At 69.0% G+C, this 21,142-nt stretch carries 19 protein-coding genes; 8 read left to right on the forward strand and 11 right to left on the reverse strand.

Annotated elements, in window-relative coordinates; translation table 11 throughout:
* Positions 1-38: 38 nt before the first annotated feature.
* The 8 genes from MFF07_RS04905 to MFF07_RS04940 are packed head-to-tail and all read right to left on the reverse strand — an operon-like array spanning position 39 to position 11,209.
* Positions 39-1,904 (reverse strand): response regulator, encoded by a 1,866-nt coding sequence (locus MFF07_RS04905; protein ID WP_147818274.1) that lies wholly within the window; start codon positions 1,902-1,904, stop codon positions 39-41.
* Positions 1,901-3,622 (reverse strand): response regulator, encoded by a 1,722-nt coding sequence (locus MFF07_RS04910; protein WP_187272605.1) that lies wholly within the window; start codon positions 3,620-3,622, stop codon positions 1,901-1,903. The genes MFF07_RS04905 and MFF07_RS04910 overlap by 4 nt, the downstream gene beginning before the upstream one ends.
* Entirely contained in the window at positions 3,619-4,674 is a 1,056-nt protein-coding gene (gene cheB / locus MFF07_RS04915) for a chemotaxis-specific protein-glutamate methyltransferase CheB (protein WP_147818281.1), read from the reverse strand. The genes MFF07_RS04910 and cheB overlap by 4 nt, the downstream gene beginning before the upstream one ends.
* A 35-nt stretch (positions 4,675-4,709) precedes the next feature.
* Entirely contained in the window at positions 4,710-6,944 is a 2,235-nt protein-coding gene (locus tag MFF07_RS04920) for a hybrid sensor histidine kinase/response regulator (protein ID WP_147818276.1), read from the reverse strand.
* Positions 6,945-6,964: 20 nt separating this feature from the next.
* Positions 6,965-8,638 carry a methyl-accepting chemotaxis protein gene (locus MFF07_RS04925; protein ID WP_238230848.1) on the reverse strand — a complete coding sequence of 558 codons (1,674 nt, stop codon included), beginning with the start codon at positions 8,636-8,638 and terminating at the stop codon, positions 6,965-6,967.
* 35 nt (positions 8,639-8,673) lie between these two features.
* The gene (locus tag MFF07_RS04930; RefSeq protein WP_147818278.1) at positions 8,674-9,219 is read right to left on the reverse strand and encodes a chemotaxis protein CheW; all 546 of its coding nucleotides are present in this window, start codon (positions 9,217-9,219) and stop codon (positions 8,674-8,676) included.
* Positions 9,216-10,697: a CheR family methyltransferase gene (locus tag MFF07_RS04935; RefSeq protein WP_238230850.1), complete on the reverse strand. Its 1,482-nt coding sequence runs from the start codon at positions 10,695-10,697 to the stop codon at positions 9,216-9,218. Before MFF07_RS04935 ends, MFF07_RS04930 begins: the two co-directional genes overlap by 4 nt.
* A gap of 11 nt (positions 10,698-10,708) precedes the next feature.
* Positions 10,709-11,209 (reverse strand): chemotaxis protein CheW, encoded by a 501-nt coding sequence (locus MFF07_RS04940; protein ID WP_238230854.1) that lies wholly within the window; start codon positions 11,207-11,209, stop codon positions 10,709-10,711.
* A 474-nt stretch (positions 11,210-11,683) separates the two neighbouring features.
* Here MFF07_RS04940 and MFF07_RS04945 point away from each other — a divergent pair, with 474 nt between their 5' ends.
* The 8 genes from MFF07_RS04945 to MFF07_RS04980 all read left to right on the forward strand — a co-directional run bounded on the left by MFF07_RS04945 (position 11,684) and on the right by MFF07_RS04980 (position 18,100).
* Positions 11,684-13,459 carry an acetolactate synthase 3 large subunit gene (locus MFF07_RS04945; RefSeq protein ID WP_147814930.1) on the forward strand — a complete coding sequence of 592 codons (1,776 nt, stop codon included), beginning with the start codon at positions 11,684-11,686 and terminating at the stop codon, positions 13,457-13,459.
* Between the two features lie 142 nt (positions 13,460-13,601).
* Positions 13,602-14,144 (forward strand): acetolactate synthase small subunit, encoded by a 543-nt coding sequence (ilvN, locus tag MFF07_RS04950; protein WP_147814928.1) that lies wholly within the window; start codon positions 13,602-13,604, stop codon positions 14,142-14,144.
* 48 nt (positions 14,145-14,192) lie between these two features.
* Positions 14,193-14,495, forward strand: coding sequence for an AbrB/MazE/SpoVT family DNA-binding domain-containing protein (locus tag MFF07_RS04955; RefSeq protein ID WP_147814926.1), 303 nt, complete (start codon positions 14,193-14,195; stop codon positions 14,493-14,495).
* Positions 14,476-14,859, forward strand: coding sequence for a type II toxin-antitoxin system PemK/MazF family toxin (locus MFF07_RS04960; protein ID WP_147814924.1), 384 nt, complete (start codon positions 14,476-14,478; stop codon positions 14,857-14,859). The genes MFF07_RS04955 and MFF07_RS04960 overlap by 20 nt, the downstream gene beginning before the upstream one ends.
* Complete coding sequence (locus MFF07_RS04965) at positions 14,856-15,500, forward strand: glutathione S-transferase family protein (RefSeq protein WP_147814922.1); 645 nt, start codon at positions 14,856-14,858, stop codon at positions 15,498-15,500. The genes MFF07_RS04960 and MFF07_RS04965 overlap by 4 nt, the downstream gene beginning before the upstream one ends.
* 74 nt (positions 15,501-15,574) lie before the next feature.
* On the forward strand, positions 15,575-16,228 hold the full coding sequence (locus MFF07_RS04970; RefSeq protein WP_147814920.1) for a TetR/AcrR family transcriptional regulator C-terminal domain-containing protein: 654 nt from the start codon (positions 15,575-15,577) through the stop codon (positions 16,226-16,228).
* 13 nt (positions 16,229-16,241) lie between these two features.
* Complete coding sequence (ilvC, locus tag MFF07_RS04975) at positions 16,242-17,261, forward strand: ketol-acid reductoisomerase (RefSeq protein WP_147814918.1); 1,020 nt, start codon at positions 16,242-16,244, stop codon at positions 17,259-17,261.
* Positions 17,262-17,446: 185 nt separating this feature from the next.
* Entirely contained in the window at positions 17,447-18,100 is a 654-nt protein-coding gene (locus MFF07_RS04980) for a pyridoxamine 5'-phosphate oxidase family protein (RefSeq protein ID WP_147814916.1), read from the forward strand.
* A 109-nt stretch (positions 18,101-18,209) separates the two neighbouring features.
* On the opposite strand, the gene trpS is transcribed toward MFF07_RS04980, so the two are convergent.
* From trpS to MFF07_RS04995, 3 genes are all read right to left on the reverse strand, one after another.
* On the reverse strand, positions 18,210-19,271 hold the full coding sequence (gene trpS, locus MFF07_RS04985) for a tryptophan--tRNA ligase (RefSeq protein WP_147814914.1): 1,062 nt from the start codon (positions 19,269-19,271) through the stop codon (positions 18,210-18,212).
* 106 nt (positions 19,272-19,377) lie between these two features.
* The gene (locus MFF07_RS04990) at positions 19,378-20,154 is read right to left on the reverse strand and encodes an endonuclease III domain-containing protein (protein ID WP_147814912.1); all 777 of its coding nucleotides are present in this window, start codon (positions 20,152-20,154) and stop codon (positions 19,378-19,380) included.
* 115 nt (positions 20,155-20,269) lie between these two features.
* Positions 20,270-21,022 (reverse strand): GyrI-like domain-containing protein, encoded by a 753-nt coding sequence (locus MFF07_RS04995; RefSeq protein ID WP_147814910.1) that lies wholly within the window; start codon positions 21,020-21,022, stop codon positions 20,270-20,272.
* Positions 21,023-21,142 lie beyond the last annotated feature (120 nt).

Consider the following 21,142-nt stretch of genomic DNA (forward strand, 5'->3'; position numbering starts at 1 on the left):
GGAAAAGGCGGCCCTCGTGGCCGCCTTTTTCATGTCCGTCAGGCGGATAACAGCGACGAGACGCAGCGCGCCAGTTCGGCCGACTCGAAGGGCTTGGCCAGTACCGGCAGATCCTCGGGGATCGCCATGGCCTCTGCGTGTCCGGTGAGAATCAGCACCGGCACCTCGGCGAAGCGCTGGCGCACCTCCGCCGCGAGTTCGATCCCGTTCATCCCGGGCATGGCGAGATCGGCCACGACGAGATCGAACGCCGTGCGCTCCATCATCGCCAGCGCCGAGGCCCCGTCGGAGGCCTCAGACTCGGTGTAGCCGAAATCGTTGAGGAAGGAGGCGGTGACGTGCCGGACCTCCTCGTCGTCGTCGACGACCAGGATCCGGGCCGGGCTCGCCGCCGGCGCCGGAGGGGCTTCGGCCTCCGGCGTTACTGCGCCGAGGGCAGCCACGTCCGCGCGGGGCAGGGCGAGTTCGACCTGTGTGCCGGTGCCGACTTCGCTGGTGATGCGCAGCCGTCCCTTGGCCTGCTGCGCGAGACCGAAGACCATGGCGAGGCCGAGCCCGGTGCCCTGTCCCACGGCCTTGGTGGTGAAGAACGGCTCGCAAACCCGCTCCAGCAGCTCCGGCGGAATACCCGTGCCTTCGTCGGCGACGGTCAGGACGGCATAGTCGCCGTCGGCGAGGTCGGCATCTCCGCCGAGCACGGCCGAGCGCGTCGTAAGCGTGATGGTGCCGCCTTCGGGCATCGCGTCGCGGGCATTGATGCAGAGATTGAGGATCGCGAGTTCGAGCTGGTCCGGGTCGACGCAGGCTTGCGGCAAGGCGGGGTCGAGAGCCGTCTTGACGCTCACGAGGCCGCCGAGACTGCGCCCGAACAGGTCGCTCATGCCTTCTATCAGCGCATTCACGTTGACGCTGCGCAGGCGCAGGTCGCCGGAGCGGCTGAAGCTGAGCAGGCGCTTGGTCAGGGCCGAGCCGCGCTGCGCGGCACCGGTGGCATTGTCGATGAGTCGCTTCACCCGCGGCTGGTCGGCGATCTTGGGGCCGGCGAGTTCGAGGCTGCCGAGGATGGCGGTGAGCAAGTTGTTGAAGTCGTGGGCGATGCCGCCGGCCAGCGTGCCGAGCGCCTGCATCTTGTCCGACTGGCGCAGACGCGCCTCGAGCACCTTCTGCTCGGTGATGTCCCGCTCGATCGTGGCGAGGTGCTCGATCGCGCCCGAGGCCCCGCGAATCGGCACGCGGGCGATGTTCGACCAACGCTCTGCACCGAGCGGACCCTGGGAGAGGATGATCTCGTTCGGCACGGCAGCGGCCATGGCCGCAGCATCGGCCTGCTCGATCGCGCTGGCGCTGGCCTCGTCGCGAAAATCGCGCTCCGGCCGCCCGAGGCAGGCGGCCGGCTCCTGGCCAAGCTGTGTCGCCTTGCGGACGTTGAGGCGCACGAGACGGCCGGCGGAATCCTTGAAGGAGATCGCGTCGTCGGAATGGCTGAGAAGCCCGTGCAGCAACGCCCGTTCCGTCGCGAGGTCGCGCGCGAGGCGGTGGCGCTCGTAGGCATTGCGCACGGTGGTGCGCAGCAGCGTCGGATCCCAGGGCTTCGTCACGTAGCCGATGATGCCGCCCTTGTTCAGCGCGGCGATCACGGCCGAGATGTCGGCATAGCCCGTGAGCAGGATCGCCTGCGCATCGTGGAAGGCGCGGGCTTCAGCCAACAGCGCATCGCCGTTCATCCCCGGCATGCGCTGGTCGGAGACGATGACGGAGACGTCGGGCTCGTCACGCAGAAGCGCCAACGCCTCAGCCGGCTTGGAGCTGGTCAGGACCCGGTACTCGTCCTCGAACAGGTCCTCGATGGCGATCAGGATGTCCGGCTCGTCGTCGACGGCCAGGATCGTGCCCCTGTGGCTCATGCCGGCTCCGCCTGCCGTGGGATGACGATCACGAAACAGGCTCCGCCTCCCTCTGCCGCCTCCACACTGAGCGAGCCGCTATGCGCCTGTACGACACTGTACGCAATCGCGAGGCCGAGCCCGGTGCCGGAGCCCACGGGCTTCGTCGTGAAGAAGGGCTCGAAGATCCGCTCGCGCAACGCTTCGGGAATGCCGGGGCCGGAATCGCTGATCCGGATCACGTCCGCATCGGGCTCGGCCAGGGTCGCGATGGTGATGGTGCCCTCGCCGGTGATCGCATCGGCCGCGTTGCCGACGATGTTCATCACGACCTGATTGAGTAGCGCCGGAGTGCAGTGCATCTGCTCCCGCCCGCGAAAATCACGCACCACCGCGACCCGGCCGCCGAGCTTGTGCTGCAGCAGCGCGAGCACCGTCTCAATCGCCTCGGGCACGTCGACCAACGCCCGCTCGCCCTCGTCGAGCCGCGAGAACTTCCGCAGGTTCAGGACGAGGTCCTGGATACGGGTCAGCCCGATCCGCATCGAACCGACCCGGTCGCGGGCCTTGGTCAGGGCACGCCGGCCGGGATCGCCCTCGGGCTCGGGGATGTCGCCGAGCACCCGCTCGACGGTGCCCTGATGAGCGAGGATGAAAGCGAGCGGATTGTTGATCTCGTGAGCGATGCCGGCGACGAGTTCGCCGAGCGAGGCCATCTTGGCGGCCTGGACGAGTTTGGCCTGGGCGTCGGTGAGGCGGCGGTTGGCATCCGCGAGATCCTGGTTGGCCTGCTCCAGGGCGTCGGCCAGGGCGGCGCGGGCCTCCGCCGCCTCGGCCTCGGCGCGGGCGCGTTCCAGGGCTCGCTCGCGCGCGCCGAACGCGCCGGCAACGCGCAGGTTGTCCTCTTCCAGGAGACGGCGGCGCACGAGGCCGCGCACGCGCATGGCCAGCACCTCGCCGTCGGTCTTGGCGACGACGTCGTCGGCCCCGGCCGAGAATGCCGCGACGAGGAGCGCCTTGTCCGGCGCGCTGCCGGCCACGCAGACCAGATGGAAGGCTTGTCCGCCCTCGGCATCGGAGCCTGCGCTGCGGCGTGCGGCGATCTCGCGGCAGAGATCGAGCCCGTCATAGGAATAGCCCATCAGGTCGACGGTCACGCAATCGACCGCAGCGTCGGGCGCGTCGAGGGCGGCGAGCGCCGCCTCGCGGCTCGCGGCGGTCTCGACGGCATGGCCGTCCTGGCTGAGCAAACCGGCGAAGAAGGTGCGGTAGGTGGCGCTGCCGTCGATGACGAGGATGCGCCCGCGCCGGAAGGCCGAGCCGCCGGCGGCCTCCGCATGGACGCCCTTGCGCTCGCGCAGGAGAGCGCGGATGCGCAGCACGAGCAGATCGCGGTCGGCGGACTTGGCGATGTAGGCGTCGGCGCCGCTCTCGAGCCCCTGGCGCTCGCCGTCCTGCGCGCCGGTCAGCATCAGCACCGGCAGCGCGCGCGTGCGCAGCGACAGACGCATCTGCCGGGTGAACTCGTCGCCGTTCATGCCGGGCAGGTGGTAGTCGGCGACGACGAGGTCGGGCAGACCTTCGTTGAGCCGGTCGAGGGCGGCCTCGGCCGTCGCGCAGCGCTCGACGGCAAAACCCTGGGCTTCGAGCAGCAGGCGCAGTTCGAGTGCCTGCGTCTCGGAATCCTCGACGAGGAGGAGGCGGGGCGCCTGGTCCACCCGGTTCTCGGCCCCGCTCACGTGGCCCCCTCGGATTGCTGGGCGAGACGCTGGATATGGCCGGCGACGTGGTCGAGAGGCAGCACGCTGCCCGCCGCCGACAGGCGCACGGCGGCCGCCGGCATGCCGTAGACCACCGCCGTGCTCTCGTGCTCGGCAACGGTCGCGGCCCCGGCGCGGTGCATGTCGAGGAGGCCGAGCGCGCCATCCTCGCCCATGCCTGTGAGCAGCACGCCGAGCCCGCGCGCGCCGGCCTGGCGCGCGACCGAGCGAAACAGCACCGTCGCCGCCGGCCTCTGGCCGCCGACCGGAGCGGCGTCGCTGATCCGCAGCGTGCGGCCGGGGCCGAGTTCGAGGTGCCGGTCTCCGGGGGCGACGTAGACGCGGGACGGCATGATCCGGTCCCCCTCCCTGGCGATCGCCACCGGCAGACCCACGACTCCGTCGAGCCAAGCGGCGAAGCCTTCCATGAAGGCCGCGCCCATATGCTGGACGAGCAGCACCGGCAGCGGGAAGTTTTCGGGGAGCGCGCCGATGACCTTGGCCAGCGCCGGCGGGCCGCCGGTGGACGCCGCGATGGCGAGCACGCTCGGCCGCGCATCGGTTGCGGGCAGGACGGTTCCGCGCAAGGGGCCGCCGGCACCGCGGGAGGTCCATTCCGTTCCGATCGGACGGCGCCGGATCACCGGCACCGCGGCCATGATGCGCAACTGCGTGCAGATCTGGCCGGCCACGGCCTCGTAGCCGGCATTGGTGGTGGCCACCGGCTTCTCGACCACGGAGAGGGCCCCGGCGCGCAACGCGTTCATCGAGATCCTGAGCGAGGAATCCTCGACCGAATCGGCCACGACAACGATCGGCGTCGGGCGTTCCGCCATGATCCGGCGCGTGGTCTCCAGGCCGTCGATGCCCGGCAGCCGGATGTCCATGGAGATGACGTCGGGCCGCACCGTGTCGATCGCGGCGAGCGCTTCCTCGCCGGAGGCGACGGCGCCGACGAGTTCCAGGCGCGGATCGCGCGCGACGATGTGGGTGAGGAGAGTGCGCACGACGAGGGAATCCTCGACGAGCATCACGCGCACGCGGGCGCTGGCAGCCACACCGTCACTCACAGCAGTTGACCGATGGTGTCCAAGAGTTCGCGCTGATCGAACCTCTGCTTGGTGAGATAGGCATCCGCCCCGAGCTCGAGGCCGCGTGCGACATCCTCCGACGCCCCTCGGGAGGTCATCAGGATCACGGGCAGCGTCGCGAAGGCTGTCTCGGCGCGCAGGGCCTTCACGAGCCCGAAACCGTCGAGGCGCGGCATCTCGACATCAGCCAGGACGAGATCGACGGGCTCGATCTCGGCGCGGAGCCGATCGAGCGCATCCTGCCCGTCGACGCAGACGACGACGCGGTACCCGGCCGCTTCCAAGATGCTCTTCTCCAGGGTGCGGGTGGTGATGGAGTCGTCCACGACCAGAATCGTCGAACGTCGCGCCTCCGGCATCGTTCCGTGGCCGGCAGGGTATGCTTTCGGACCGAATGCCCGCGGTCGCAACGCGGGCGTCTCGGCCCTGGCGATCAGACCATCGGGATCGAGCACCAGCACCGGCGTCTCGCTGCCGAGAACGACCGTGCCGACGATCAGGCCCGGATCCGCGCCGATCGCGGGTGCGGGCAGGACGAGCAGCGTGCGTACGTCCTGCAGCGCGTCGACGCGCAGCAGGCAGCGGCGGCCGCCCGACCTAAGCAGGATCACGTGGGCGGAGGGTTCTGCGTCGTCCTCCGGGGCGGACGCGCCGATCAGATCGCCGAGCTTGGCGACAGGCAGCGTGAGCGCGCTATCGGAGCCGCCCTCGCGCACGCGGACACGGGCGACGGGCCGGCCCGCCACCGTATCGAGGTCGCCGGGGGCGAGCCGCAGCAGCGCCTCGGCCGAAGCGCTCGGCAGCGCGAAGGTGGCGTCCCCAACCTTGACCAGCAGCAACGGCCGCCGCGCGGCCGAGAGCGGCAGGTTCATGATGAGCGAGGCGCCGTGCGGCGTGCGGGGCAAGAGCCGCACGCTGCCCTGCATGCTGCGCGCGGCCTCGGCCACCACGGCGAGACCGATGCCGCGCCCGGACAGCGTATCGACGCCTGCGGCCGTCGAGAAACCGGGTTCGAAGACGAGAGAGAGCAGGCGCTCGGGATCGGGCTCGTCGCCGGGCGCGAGCAGGTCGCGCTCACGCCCGCGTGTCTCGATCGCAAGGAGGTCGGGACCGCGTCCGTCATCGTGGACGCCGATCACTAGGCGGCTGCCGCGCACCTCGACCTCGAACAAGATCGCCAGCGCCGCCGGCTTGCCGGCGCGTTGGCGGGTCTCCGGCGGCTCGGCTCCGTGACCGAGGGCGTTCCTCAGGACATGCAGTACCGGGTCGCGCAGGGCCTGCAGCATCCCCCGGTCCACCGGCAGATCGAGCCCCCGCACGGTGACGTCGACCTCACGGCCGTCCGCGCGTGCCATCTCGCGCAGCGCCCGCGCGAACCCGCCGAACGCGGTCTCGGCCGGGACCAATGCCAGCCGTTCGGATTCCTCGCGGATCCGGGCCGAGGCCGTGTCGATGGCAGCCACACCGGAGCGGTGCCGGCGGCCGAGATCGAGGGCATCGCGCATCAGCGCGGACAGCGCCGCCTCGACCTCGCCGAGATCGGCCCGCGCACGCTCGGGATCGCGTGCCCGGCTTTCCGAGCGCATCGCCTCGACACGCTTGCGTAGGCCGGCGGCGGTCGCCGCGAGGCCGGCGAGCCCGTCGCCGATGGCGGCCTGGTCGGACAGGGCGTTGGCGAGGCCGTGCGTCGCGCCGGTCAGCGCTTCGACCGCGGCGGCCGGTACCCGCAGCACGGTCTGTCGCGCCGTGTCCGCGGCAGGCTCGAGCGACAGCTCGGCGCTCGGTGGGGAAACGGCGACCGCGGGTGGCGGCGGTTCGACGACGGCGGGCTCTGCCGGCGAACCCGCGAGGCAGCGATCGAGGGCGGAGAGTGCATCGGCCGGCATGACCGGCGCACCGTCCTTCATCTCCGCGACGAAGGCCTCGATGCGATCCAGCGCGAGATGGATCGCCGCCAGCGTGTCGCGGTCGAGACTGCGCTCGCCGCCCTTGATCCGCTCGAACAGGCTTTCCAGGCGATGCGCCACCGCTTCGACTGGCGGCAGGTCGACGGCGCGGGAGGCGCCCTTCAGGCTGTGGGCACGGCGAAAGATGTCGTTCCAGTCCGCCGGCCGGCCGTCGGCCGCGGCCGCGAGGCCCGAGCGGATCGCGTCGAGATGCTCCCGATGCTCGGCCTCGAAGGCGGCGAGAAGCTGCTGGCGGATGTCCATCCCGGCGCGCGGCTGTGTCCCTAGAGCCTGTAGCGCTCAGCGAGCGTCATCAGGCCCTGCGCCAGTTCGGTGAGGTTGGCCGAGGCCATCTCGACCTCACGGGTGCCGGCCGCGGTCTGCTGGCTGGCCTGCCGGATGTTCTGGAGCGCCCCCATCACCTGCTCGATGCCGAGCTGCTGCTGGTTCGTCGAGGCGACGATCTGCTGGAAGGTCTGGACGCTCTCCTCCACCCGCGCGGCCATCTCCTCGATGGTGCGCACGGTGGCGTCGGTCCGGAGCTTGCCGGCGGCGGCGCGCTTGACCGCCTCTTCCGTGAGCATCACCGACGAATTGATGCCGCGCTGGATCTCGGACAGCAGCGAGCGGACCTGCACGGTGGCGCCCTTGGCCTGATCGGCCAGGAGCTTCATCTCGGCGGCGACGATCGCGAAGCTGCGGCCGCTCTCTCCGGCCGCCGCCGCCTCGATGGCGGCGTTGAGCGAGAGCAGGTGCGTGCGCTCCGAGACGTCGTTCACCGTGGTGATGATCTCGCCGATCGCCTGGGTCTTCTCGCTCAAGGCAACGATGTTGCCGGCCACCGCCTCGCCCTGCTCGCGGATCGCATCCATGGCCTTGGCCGTGTCCGATGCGGCACGTAGCCCTGCCTTGGCGTTCTGGGCGGAGGCCTGGGCGGTGGCGATCACGTCGCTGGCGCGCTTCGAGATCTGCGCGCCGGAATGGGTGATCTCGTCCACCGTCGCCGCGGTCTGTTGGACGGCGGCGAACTGCTCCTCGACGCTCGCCGCCTGCTCCTGGGCCGAGGCCCGGATCTGCGCGGCGGCGGCGTTGAGGTCGGCCGTGGACGAGCGGTTGGTGCGGGCGAGGTCGGCGAGGTTGTCGACCATCGCATTCAGGGTGGTGCCGAGCCGGCCGATCTCGTCGTTGCCGGTGGCCGCCGTGCGGACGGTGAGGTCGCCCGTTCCGATCCGCGCGACGAACGTCATCACCTCCTCGATCGGACGTACGACGGCGCGGGTGATCGCCCAGGCGACGAGCAGGCTGAGCGCCACTGCGCCGATCAGCGTCAGGATGATCGAGAGGCGGCTGCGCTCGTAGGTTCCGGTGGCGCCGCGCTGGCCTGCCGCGATACTCTCGTCCAGCGCCGAACGCGTCTGGTCGATGCCGGAGACCGTCGCCTCGTACAGGCGGCTGACCTCGGCATTCATGGTCTCGACTGCGTCGAAATCCGCGGCGGTCACGGCCTTGAGCTGCGTGTCGCTGCGGTCGCGGTAGACGGTGTAGGTCTGGAGCGTGTCCCTGAGCGCGCCGCTCAGGCGCTCCCAGGAGGCGGCGCGGTCCGACGAGATCGATTGGGTCCGGAACTCGCCGGACATGCGCGTGAGGTCGGCGAAGAGCGTGTCGGTGGCAGCGGCCGTGCGCCGCCAGATAGCGTAGTAGTCCTCGTCCTTCACGCTGCGTCCGCGCTCGCGCATCAGCACGGCGATCACGGCGTTGCGGCGCTGGACGCCGAGGTCGCGCGCCCGGTTGCCGAGGTCGTCGAGCTGGCGCAGCACCATCAGATCACGTGAAACGATCCTGTCGATCGTTTCGCGAACGGTGCCGATCTGGCTGGTGGCATAGAGTCCGAGCGCGACCAGGATTGCCGTAATGACGGCGAAGCCGAGCAGGATGCGGTTTCCGATCGAGATCGACACGTGACGTCAGGCTCCGGGCGTCGCGCGCGAGCGCATCAGGACAGGAATGGGCGCAGCAGGCGCTGCAGGTCGATGATGGCGAAACCGTCGCTTACGGAGCCGCCGCGATCCGAGCCCGCCGGTGCATAGCCCGAAACCGCCTCCGCGCCCAAGCCGTCGCGGCCATCCACCAGCGGGGGCGCCTCGATCGCGCCGGCCTCCACGCTGGCCAGACCGATGACCCGATCGACGGCGAGCGCAACGGGCGGGCCGTCGACCCTGAGCCGCAGGAAGTGGCCTTGGCCGACGGTCTCGCCGTTGCGGCCGAGGCCCAGCACGTGGGCGAGATCGATGACGCTGACGATGATCCCGGCATGGGCAACGATCCCGCGCAGGGCGGCGGGTGCTCCGGGAACCGCCGTGCAGGGCCGCCCGGGCATCACGGCCGCCGTCGCCGCAATCGGAAATCCGTAATGCTCGGCACCCACGGCGCAGACCAGGAAGTCCGCGCGCGCACCGAGATGCCGCTCGGCAAGGCCGCGCGCAGCCAGAGCCGCCGAACGCTGGTCGAGCAGGGCGCGATGGCGCTCGGTCTCGCTCACCGCGGCACCCGCCCGAGATCGTCGAGCGCGCGGCGTACCGTCACCACGAAATCGCCCGCCGTCACGCCGTCTCCTTCGGGAAGGACCGCATCCGGGTCCAGTCCTTGCGCGAGGCGCAGGGCGTTGTCGAGGGCTCGGATTGCGGCTGCACGCCGGCCCAGCGACGACAGCATCAGGCCGAGCTGGAGATGGGCCATGACGAAGTCGCGGTCGAGGAAGAGCGCGCCGCGCAAGGCCCGCTCAGCCTCCACCTCGCGGCCGAGGCTGCGGGCGAGAAGGCCCTCATAGTAGCGCAGGGGCGCCGCGGTCGGGTCGGCGTCGAGGGCATCGCGCAGCAGGCGCCAAGCTTCGCCCGTGTCGCCCGCATCCGCGAGGGCGCGGATCCGGGGCAGCAAGTCCTCCGGGGAGGGAAGGGGCAGGGCCGTCGCCGGGACGACCGGATCCGGGACGGGCAGGGGGATCGGATCGAGCGTGACGACCTGCGGCAGCGCGTCGCAAGCGCCTGCGACCGGCGCCTCCGAAGCCGGGAGGGTGGAAGAATAGTCCCAGGCCCGGCGATCGCCGGCCGGCTGCAGCGCCGGCTCGTCCCGGCGGCGGTAGGCGGCGGTGCCGGGCAGCGCGACCGGGCTGAGCCAGGCATCGAAGGCGGGGTTCGGCTCGGCATGGCCGATCAACAGCCAGCCGCCGGGCCGGAGCCGGTCGGCGAAGCCGCGCATCATGCCGAGCACATGCTCGGCGCTGAAGTAGATCAGCACGTTCCTGCAGAGGATCAGGTCGAAGCCGGCGAAGGTCGCGGGCACGCTTCCATCGATCAGGCCCATCAGGTTGCGGCGCTCGAACCGCACCATCTCGCGAAATTCCTGGCGCAGGCGATAGCCGCCCTCGCGGGTCGCGCCCGGCTGGGGCGCGATGGGCCGGAACCAGCGCAGGCGGTCTTCGGTGGGCATCGTGCGCAGCGCCCAGCGGCCGAACTCGCCGGAGCGGGCGGTGGCTAGGGCCGCGGCGCTGATGTCGGTGCCGACGATGCCGACATCCCAATCGGCGAGGTCCGGCCCGAGCAGTTCGTGCAGCAGGATCGCGATCGAGTAGGGCTCCGCCCCCGTCGAGCAGCCGGCGCTCCAGATGCGCAGGGTGCGCTCCTCGCGCCGCGCTGCGACGAGTGCGGGCAGGATCTGCTCCCGCAGCGCCGCGAACTGCTCGGCGTAGCGGAAGAAGAAGGTCTCGCCGATGGTGATCTCGGCCTCGAGCGCCGTCCATTCCTCACGGCCGCCGGCTCCGTCGAGATAGGCGAGATAGCCCGCCGAATCGGCCAGTTTCAGCGCCTTGAAGCGCTTGACGAGACGGTCGAAGAGCAGGTCGTCCTTGTCGGCGTAGTAGTGGTGGGCGGTGCGCGCGATCACCCGCGCCTTCAGAGCGGGAAAGGCAGGGTCCGCCGCCGCTTCCGACACGCGCCTGCGGCGGATCTGATCGAAGGGCACGATCGCTCGCCTCAAGCCGCCGACGGCGCGTCGAAGGCGGCGAGCCGCTCCGCCGCACGGCGGCCGAGCAGGGCGACGCGCTCCCGCTCCTCGACGGTCAGGATATGCGCCATGGACAGGGCGTGGACGAGACGGTCGCCGAGGGCGATCTCGGCCTCGACGCAGCCGTTGAACGTATGCCCGTCGGCGACCGGGCGTATGGCATCGGCGCCGACCTGCACCACGTCGACCACACGGTCGACGAGAAGCGCGAGGCTGCCGTCGGCGGCATGCAGGACATGACGATAGGGGTCGGGAGGCGCGGCGTCGCGCAGCCCGAGCAACCGGGCGAGATCGAGGACGGGCAGGGGCGCGCCACCGAAATTGAGGAAGCCGGCCAACGGCCCGCCGGCGGTGGGCGGCGCATGCAGGTGCGGCAGGGGCAAGATCTCGCGGACGGCCTCTCGCGGCAGGGCGCAGGGCGTGCCTGCCACGTCGAGGACGAGATACGTCGTGGTCGAGGGCAGCGCCACCGATGCTCCTTGTGGCCGAGGCGTACGGCCGAGATAGGGTCGCCCTGCCGTCGCGACAATCTCGGCGCGGCCCGAAGGTTCGGTCTCGGCCGCAGAAGCGCAATCGGTCGCCGATCGGCTCTCGGCTCCTGAGGTATCGAAGGCTCGATTGTGCCGTTGACGCTCCCGCGGCCTTCGACTACACGAACCGCTCGACTTCGAGACGGGTCTATTTTTCAAATGCGTACGGTTCTCATCGTAGCGGAAGCGCCACGGACGGGGCGGGCTTAACGGAGCCCGCAGACCCGGTCGGTGGCGCATGCAGGGTCCCTCGGGGCCCTTTTTTGTTGCCGAAAGCCAGGGTCGTCGCACGCGAGGAGCGATCTCGAGCGAAGTGGACACGGTACGCGTGACGAGATCGCGACCGGCAACGGAATGGAAGCCGTGCTCGCCCCGAGGGGCCGGCGCGGTTCGAACGGGATGATGGAGGAGACGATGAGCGGCGAGGTCATGACCGGGGCCCAGATGGTCATCCGGGCTTTCCAGGACCAGGGCGTCGACACCCTGTTCGGCTATCCGGGCGGTGCGGTGCTGCCGATCTACGATGCGCTCTTCGGCGAAGAGCAGATCAAGCACGTGCTGGTGCGCCACGAGCAGGGCGCGATCCACGCGGCGGAGGGCTACGCCCGCTCGTCGGGCAAGGTCGGCTGCGTCCTCGTCACCTCCGGCCCCGGCGCCACCAACATCGTCACCGGCCTGACCGACGCGATGATGGATTCGATCCCGATCGTCGCGATCACCGGGCAGGTCCCGAGTCACCTGATCGGCACCGACGCGTTCCAGGAATGCGACACGGTCGGCATCACCCGCCACTGCACGAAGCACAACTACCTCGTCCGCTCGATCGAGGACCTGCCGCGCATCCTGCACGAGGCCTTCTACATCGCCTCGCACGGACGCCCCGGCCCGGTCGTCATCGACCTGCCCAAGGACATCCAGTTCGCGAGCGGCCTCTATGAGCGCCCGACCGAGGACGGCCACAAGACCTATCACCCGGCCTTCAAGGGCGACGGCGAGCGGATCAGGGCGGCCGTCGAACTGATGGCGAGCGCCCGGCGTCCGGTGTTCTATACCGGCGGCGGCGTGATCAATTCCGGGCCCGAGGCGACAAGGTTGCTGCGTGAGCTGGTGGCCGAGACCGGCTTCCCGGTCACCTCGACCCTGATGGGGCTCGGTTGCTTCCCGGCCTCGGACGACAGGTTCCTCGGCATGCTCGGCATGCACGGGACCTACGAGGCCAACCTCGCGATGCACGACAGCGACCTGATCATCTGCGTCGGGGCGCGCTTCGACGACCGCATCACCGGCCGGCTCGACGCCTTCGCGCCGTTCTCGAAGAAGATCCACATCGACGTCGACGCCTCCTCGATCAACAAGGTCGTGCGCGCCGATATCGGCATCGTCGGCGATTGCGCCTCGGTGCTGGAGGACATGCTGGCCGATTGGCGGGCCCTGCCGAAGCAGCCGGACAAGGGCCGGCTCGACGAGTGGTTCGCCAAGATCCACACTTGGAAGGCGCGCGAGTGCCTCGCCTACTGGCCGTCGGGGACGATCATCAAGCCGCAATACGCGGTCCAGCGGCTCTACGAGGCGTGCAAGGACCGCAAGACCTTCATCACGACGGAGGTCGGCCAGCATCAGATGTGGGCGGCGCAGTACTTCAAGTTCGAGGAGCCGAACCGCTGGATGACCTCAGGCGGCCTCGGCACCATGGGCTACGGCCTGCCTGCCGCCATCGGCACGCAGCTCGCCAACCCGGACGGACTCGTCATCGATATCGCCGGCGAGGCCTCGATCCTGATGAACATGCAGGAAATGTCGACGGCCGTGCAGTATCGCCTGCCGATCAAGATCTTCATCCTGAACAACGAATACATGGGCATGGTGCGCCAGTGGCAGGAGCTGCTGCACGGCTCGCGCTACTCGCAGAGCTATTCGGAGAGCCTGCCGGACTTCGTGAAGCTCGCCGAGGCCTACGGGGCCAAGGGCATCCGCTGCGAGAAGCCGGGCGAACTCGACGCGGCGATCCAGGAGATGCTCGACTACGACGGCCCGGTGATCTTCGACTGCGTCGTCGACAAGAAGGAAAACTGCTTCCCGATGATTCCCTCGGGCAAGGCGCACAACGAGATGCTGCTCTCCGACTACCTCGGCGAGACCGGAGTCGAGATCGGCGACGTGATCTCGGACGCGGGCAAGATGCTGGTCTGATTCATGTGCTGTCCTCGACCGCTCGCGGTCGAGGACGTCCGCCACACGGGTGGCGGCGCGCATTCGCGCTTGCCAACGGCCGAATGCAGAAGATGTCGATAGAGACGGCCGTTGGTGTAACGAGCGCCCTGGGAGAACGGCGATGAACGCCATGAACACGCATTACCCCGAGCCGACCCGGTTCGAGACCAAGGCCCGGCACACCCTGGCCGTGATCGCCGACAACGAACCCGGCGTACTGGCACGCATCGCCGGGATGTTCTCGGGCCGCGGCTACAACATCGAGAGCCTGACGGTCTCGGAGACGGAGGAGGCGCGCCATATCTCACGCTTCACCATCGTCACCACCGGCACCGACGTGGTGATCGAGCAGATCAAGGCGCAGCTGAACCGGCTCGTCCCGGTCCACCGCGTCGTCGACCTGACCCTGCAGGGCCGGGCACTGGAGCGCGAACTCTGCCTCGTGAAGGTCGCCGGCACCGGCGACCACCGCAGCGAGGCCCTGACGCTCGCCGCCGCCTTCGGCGCGCGCACCCTCGATGCCACGCTCAACTCCTTCGTGTTCGAGCTGACCGGCACGACCGAGGAGGTCGACCGCTTCATCCGGCTTCTCAGCGTGATCGGCTTGGTCGAGATCTCGCGCACCGGGATCGCGGCGATGGAGCGGGGGGCGGAGGCGCTCTGAACGCGCTTTCGTGACAGTCTGAGCCCCGATCAGTTCCGGAGTTCCGTCATGGAAGCGAAGGTCATTCGGTGGGGTGACGACCTCGCCGTGCGCCTCTCGGCCGAGGAAGCCGAGCAGCACGGGTTGAGCGAGGGGCAGACGGTGGAGGTCGTGGCGAAACCAGATGCCGGGAGTTCGGGACGTCCGGCCGACACCCCGGGCGGCCCTCGTTACGAGAATGGCCGGCCCGCCTACACGCTCGCGGACATGGTCGCCGAGATGGACCGGCTCGGTCCGTCCCATCGGCCAGCGTTGGTCGAATGGGGTCCGGACGTCGGCGCCGAGATCATTGATGACGACGACAGTCGATGAGCCGTTGCTGTCTTCAGGAGACTTGGTCTGGGTCGATCTGAGGCCGACCAAGGGTCATGAACAGGCCGGCGTCCGACCGGCCGTCGTCCTGACCGACAGCGCGTTTCATCAGCGGAACGCGACAGCAATCATCTGCCCGATCACGAGCTATACGCGGCCTTGGCCCACCAAGGTCATCCTGCCTGCAGGCCTCCCGGTCGCCGGAGCCGTGCTCGCCGATCAGATCCGCTGCGTCGATCGATCGTCGCGCGGTTTTCGGCGCGTCGGAGCCGTGCCGGCGTCGGTGCTTGCAGAGATCCGCCTCAAGGTGGCGTTGTTGATCGGAGCGGTCACGGACGCGGAGTTTTCGGGATCGGCACCGTGACCGCCCGCACCCTCTACTACGCCCCCGGCACCTGCTCCCTCGCCGCGCACATCGCCCTCGAAGAAACCGGCACGCCCTTCGAGACCGTGCGGATCGACCTCGCCAAGGGCGGCCAGCGCGCACCGGAATACCTCGCCGTCAACGAGCGCGGCCGGGTGCCGGCGCTCTGGGAGGATGGCTGGGTGCTCACGGAGACCCAGGCGATCCTGCGCCACGTCGCCCGCTCGCATCCGGAAGCCGGGCTCTGGCCCGAGGATCCGCGCGAGCAGGCCGTCGCCGACGAATGGCTCGCCTGGCTCGCCACCAATCACCACGTCGCGTTTGCGCAGGCGCATACCCCGTCGCGCTACTCCGACGACGACGAGGACCTCGACGCGATCCGCGCCAAGGGCGCCGACACCTACGGCGACCTCGCCACCATGACCGAGGTGAAGCTCTCGAACGGCGGCTGGGCTGTCGGCGAGCGCTACGGCGTGGTCGATGCCTACCTGCTGGTGTTCTGGAACTGGGGCGGCGGGCCGTGTCTGCGCTTCGACATGGCCGGTCGCTTCCCGGCCTGGACCGCTCATGCCCGCCGCGTCACGGCGCGGCCGGCGGTGCAGGCCGTTCTGGCGCGCGAAGGGCTGACGCTTCCAGCCTGACAGCGCCGCTTGCAGTCTCCTCCAAATCCGCCTAAGAGCCGAACCGTACGGTACGGTACGGCTTCTAGAACGCAATGGAATCAGGCCCCGCCATCGAGACCACGACCCCGTCCGCCCGCCAGCAGGCCGTGCTCGACGCGGTGCTCGGATTGATGGTGGAGGCGGGCGATCAGCTCACCATGGACGCCGTCGCGCGCCGTGCCAGCTGCTCGAAGGAGACGCTCTACAAGTGGTTTCGTGACCGCGACGGCCTGCTGACCGCGACGGTGCAGTGGCAGGCCTCTCGGGTCCGCGCCGGCCGCTTCGAGGCCCGCGCGCTCGATGTCGCCACGCTGAGCGAGAGCTTGCGGGATTTCGCGACGACGTGGCTGGAGGTGATTTCGAGTTCCGCGTCGATCGCGCTGAACCGTATCGCCATCGGCGACGCAGCGTCGCGAAAAAGCAATCTCGGCAGCATCGTCCTAGCGAACGGACGCTTCGCCATCGGTGACCGCCTGAAGCCGCTCTTGGAGGCGGGGCGCGAGGCCGGGCTTCTGGCTTTCGACGACAGCGAGACCGCCTTCCGGACGTTCTTCGGCCTCGTCGGCCGCGACGTCCAGATCAGACTTCTGCTCGGCGATGCGATCGATTTCGACGCCGCCACGATCAGACGCGACGCCGCCAGCGCGGTGGAGCAGTTCCTGGCCCTCTACGGCCAGCCCCAACGTCAGCAACTTCCACTTCGGTAAAAGGACAAAAGACATGCGGGTTTATTACGATCGCGACGCCGACCTGAACCTGATCAAGGGCAAGAAGGTCGTCATCGTCGGCTACGGCAGCCAGGGCCACGCCCACGCGCTCAACCTCCGTGATTCCGGCGTGAAGGGCATCGTCATCGCGCTGCGCGAGGGCTCCGCCACCGCCAAGAAGGCGGAGCACGAGGGCTTCACGGTGATGAACGTCGCCGACGCTGCCAAGCAGGCCGACGTCGTGATGATGCTCACCCCCGACGAATTGCAGGGGGACATCTACAAGGAGTCGCTCGAGGGCAACATGAAGCAGGGCGCCGCCCTCCTGTTCGCCCACGGCCTCAACGTCCACTTCAACCTGATCGAGCCCCGCAAGGACCTCGACGTGCTCATGGTCGCCCCCAAGGGCCCCGGCCACACCGTGCGCGGCGAGTACCTCAAGGGCGGCGGCGTGCCGACGCTCATCGCCATCGCCCAGGATGCCTCGGGCAACGCCCACGACCTCGGCCTGTCCTACGCCTCGGCTAATGGCGGCGGCCGCGCCGGCATCATCGAGACCACCTTCAAGGAGGAGTGCGAGACCGACCTGTTCGGCGAGCAGGCCGTGCTCTGCGGCGGCCTCGTCGAGCTCATCAAGGCCGGCTTCGAGACCCTGGTCGAGGGCGGCTACGCCCCCGAGATGGCCTATTTCGAGTGCCTGCACGAGGTGAAGCTGATCGTCGACCTCATCTACGAGGGCGGCATCGCCAACATGAACTACTCGATCTCGAACACCGCCGAATACGGCGAATACGTCACCGGCCCGCGCATCGTCACTGCCGAGACCAAGGCCGAGATGAAGCGCGTGCTGGATGACATCCAGTCCGGCAAGTTCACCCGCGACTGGATGCTGGAGAACAAGGTCGGCCAGACCTCGTTCAAGGCCACTCGCGCCAAGCTCGCCCGTCACCCGATCGAGGAGGTCGGCGCCAAGCTGCGCGGCATGATGCCGTGGATTTCGGAGAAGGCCCTCGTCGACAAGTCCAAGAATTGATCTTTTCGGAGTTGAGGCCGGGCTTCGCTCGGCCTCGGCGATAGGATCTCGGCCGGTGTCGCGCGAGCGGCATCGGCCTTTCCATGTCCGGCGCAGGAGCGGCCAAACCGTTGCGATGACCCTCCCACTTCGGCGATAAGCCTTCTCGGTGCCCTCTCAGAAGAAGCGGGCCGGAGGAGGACACGATGGCATCGCTCTATTTCGACGCGCACCGGGCGCTTCAGGAGGAGTTCGGCACCACCAAGCTGGCAGAGCGGCTCGACACCCAATGGGTTCACGAGACCGTCAAGGAGGACGAGGCCGGCTTCATCGGCAGCCGCGACATGTTCTTCCTGTCCACCGTCGATCCCGACGGGATGCCGACCGTCTCCTACAAGGGCGGCGCGCCGGGCTTCGTGAAGGTGCTGGACGACCATACGTTGGTCTTCCCCGGCTTCGACGGCAATGGCATGTTCTACTCGATGGGCAACGTCGAGGGTCAGTCCAAGGTCGGCCTACTCTTCATCGACTTCGAGACGCCGCATCGCGTCCGCGTCCAGGGCCATGCCAGCCTGCTGCGCGACCACCCGCTGATGGCCGACTACACCGAAGCGAAGTATCTCGTGAAAGTCGATGTCACCAAGATCTGGGTCAACTGCCCGCGCTACATCCACAAGTACCAGAAGCTGCAGCAGAACAAGTACGTGCCGGCGCCGAACAAGGAGACGCCGCTGGCCGCCTGGAAGCGCCTCGATCTCGCCGGGGACGTGATCAGCGACGAGGACAAGGCCCGCGTCGCCAAGGAAGGCCGGCTCGAAGTGCCGGAATACGAGGCGCTGGTCGCGCGCGGTGAGGCTTGATCAGGGTTTCGGTCCATCGGGCGCAGGCCCTTCAAGCTGAGCGCACCTGCCAGAACCACGACCCGAAACGACAGCGCGGATTCACCGAAGTCCGCGCCGGCTGATCGGCTCACACAGCCCGCAAAGCCGGCCCCCGCCGCACGAAGCCGACGATGTCCTTGACCGCGTCGAGGGTCGGTGCAGCCAGCGCCTCGGCCCGCTCCGAGCCTTCGGCGAGCACAGCGTCGATGTGAGCCGGATCGGCCACCAGCCGTTTCATCTCGCCGGCGATCGGCGCCAGCTTCTCGACGGCGAGGTCGACCAGGGCCGGCTTGAAGGTCGAGAACTGAGAGCCGCCGTAATCGGCCAAAACCTCCTCGCGCGTGATGCCGCGGAGCGCGGCAAAAATGCCGACGAGGTTGTCCGCTTCCGGCCGTCCCGCGAGGCCCGCGACCTCGGAGGGCAGGGCCTCCGGATCGGTCTTGGCCTTGCGCACCTTCTGCGCGATCGTGTCGGCATCGTCCGTGAGGTTGATGCGCGAATTGTCGGACGGGTCCGACTTCGACATCTTCTTCGAACCATCGCGGAGCGACATGACCCGCGCTGCCGGGCCGCCGATCAGCGGTTCGGTGATGGGGAAAAAGGACTCACCGTGGCCGTGAGCCAGGATCGACCCCGAAAAGTCGTTGTTGAACTTCTGGGCGATGTTGCGGGTCAGTTCGAGGTGCTGCTTCTGGTCCTCGCCGACCGGGACGTGCGTCGCGCGGTAAGCGAGGATGTCGGCGGCCATCAGCACGGGATAATCGTAGAGCCCGATCGAGGCGGCCTCGCGGTCCTTGCCGGCCTTGTCCTTGAACTGGGTCATGCGGTTCAGCCAGCCGAGCCGTGCCACGCAGTTGAGGATCCAGGTCAGCTCGGCGTGCTGCGGCACCTGACTCTGGTTGAACACGATCGAGCGCTTGGGATCGATGCCGGCGGCGAGGAACGCAGCCGTGACTTCGCGGATCTGGCCCTTCAGCGCCTCCGGGTCCTGCCAGAGCGTGATCGCGTGCAGATCGACGACGCAGTAGAGGCATTGCGCGTCGCGCTCCTGCATCTCCACGAAGCGTTTGATCGCGCCGAGATAGTTGCCGAGGTGCAGGTTTCCGGTCGGCTGAACGCCCGAAAATACCAGTTCCGAAAACGCCGCCATCGGCGCGATCCTTCAAGCCATGCGCCGGAGCGGCCCACCGCCCGATCGAAGGGCCGGGTTCTGACACCCGGTGCGCGGCACGGTCAAGGATGCGCGGCGATCGCGCTCAAGACACCGTGAGGTTCGCGGCCGGCTCCCGCGCGCGACCGGTGGGACACAGGCTGAGCAGGACGCAGCGCCCGCAGGCCGGATTGCGGTGGTGGCAGACGTGCTGCCCATGCAGCATCAGAACCTCGTGATTGTCGTAGAGCGCCTGTGCCGACCAATCGTCGGGAAGCTGGGCGCGCAGGATCGCGTGCGAGGGTCCGACATCGGTCCTCGCGCCGATCAGGCCGGTCCGCTGCGCCACCCGATGATGATGACTGTCGACAGGTAAGGCCGGCATGCGCAGGGTCGAAAACGACAGCACCGCCGCGCTCGTCTTCGGGCCCACGCCCGGAATCGCTTCGAGCCAGTTGCGGGCCGCGTCGACGCTCAGGCCGGCCAGGAAATCCAGGGACAACGCGCCGCGCGTCTCGGCAATCGCCGAGAGGACTGCGCGGATGCGCGGTGCCTTCAGCTCCGGCCAGGTCACGCCGTGGATCGTCGCCTCGATCTCCGCCGGATCGGCGTCCATGACCCGTTCCCAGTCCGGCCAACGTGCCCTCAGCGCCTTGAAGGCGCGGCCGGAATCGGCGTTGCGCGTCCGGTGCGAGAGCAGCGACGAGACCAGTTCGCTCAGCGGATCGAGATCATGGAAATAGGCGATCGGGCAGCCGTACACCCCGCAGAGGTGGCGGTGGATCTCGAGAGCCTTGGCCGAGAGGCGATCCGCCTCGTCGGAACTGGTCGGGTCGAAGCGCGATCGGGGGGAAGGCCGTGTGTGAGCGGAGGAGATTGGCATGGAGCCGGAATCCGCGACGAGTCATGCCCGTTCCCGCCTGCGGCATTGCGATCCGCAAAAGCACCATGTGGAAGCATCGGAGCGAAAGCCGGCGACCGCCTTTCGCTCCGAAACCTCATTTCGGCAGGGCGTAGATGTTGATGTCGAGCTTGTCGTCGGCGGATTCACTGAGGTCGGTGACGTATTCCTCGATGAAGCGGTCCTGCACCGCGATGTCCTTGGCGTCGAAATACGCGATCAGGGTGTCGTAGGTGCCGCTGATCTCGTCGTAGGACCCGGAATGCTTGAAGCGTAGCGCCTTGCCGCTGGGCGTCGCGCCGAAATGCAGGCCCTCGCCCGACGCCGGACCGGAAGAGGGTGCGGCCTCGATCGGAATCATCGCCTCGTACTGGAAGCCGTTGTCCTCGGTCTTGGTGAAGACCGCGAGGGGGCGCCCCGTCGGGCGGATGCCGGCTTTCGAAAGCTCGCCCTCCATCCTGGCGAAGGAGGCCTTCAGGCTCGCCACCGCCTCCTCCCAGGTCGTCTTGCCCGAGAGGATCGCAGCGGGCTTGGCCGGGAGCGCGACCTCTTCGACGTCGTTCGCCTCGGCCGACGGCGCCACCAGGGTCTGGCGCGCCGGCGCGGCAGAGGAGCGGGCCGGCGCCGTTCCGGGGACGCTGGGCGGCGCCAGCGATTTATCGGGCGCGGGGTTTGCGGTCCCGGCGGGCTTCGCGGAGGTATCCGGCGCGGTCGTGGTCGAGAGCGGGTTCGCCTCGGCGGGGGAAGGTGCGTTGGAAGGCGGCGGCGCCGGCTGCTCTGCCGCCCTCGCCGAGGAGGTGGCCAGCACGAGCGCGAGAGCGGCAGCGGTCACGGGACGAAGTCGGGTCAAAGGCAGCGCTCCGGTCTCTACGCCCCCCGCGAATCGCGTGGGCCGTCGGTTCTCGCCAAGCTAGCGGCGATGCGGTCGCTCCGCGAGGCTGCGGTTCAGCACGCATGGCGCATGCCGGCC

Source organism: Methylobacterium thuringiense (genome assembly GCF_022179645.1).
GTDB lineage: Bacteria > Pseudomonadota > Alphaproteobacteria > Rhizobiales > Beijerinckiaceae > Methylobacterium > Methylobacterium thuringiense.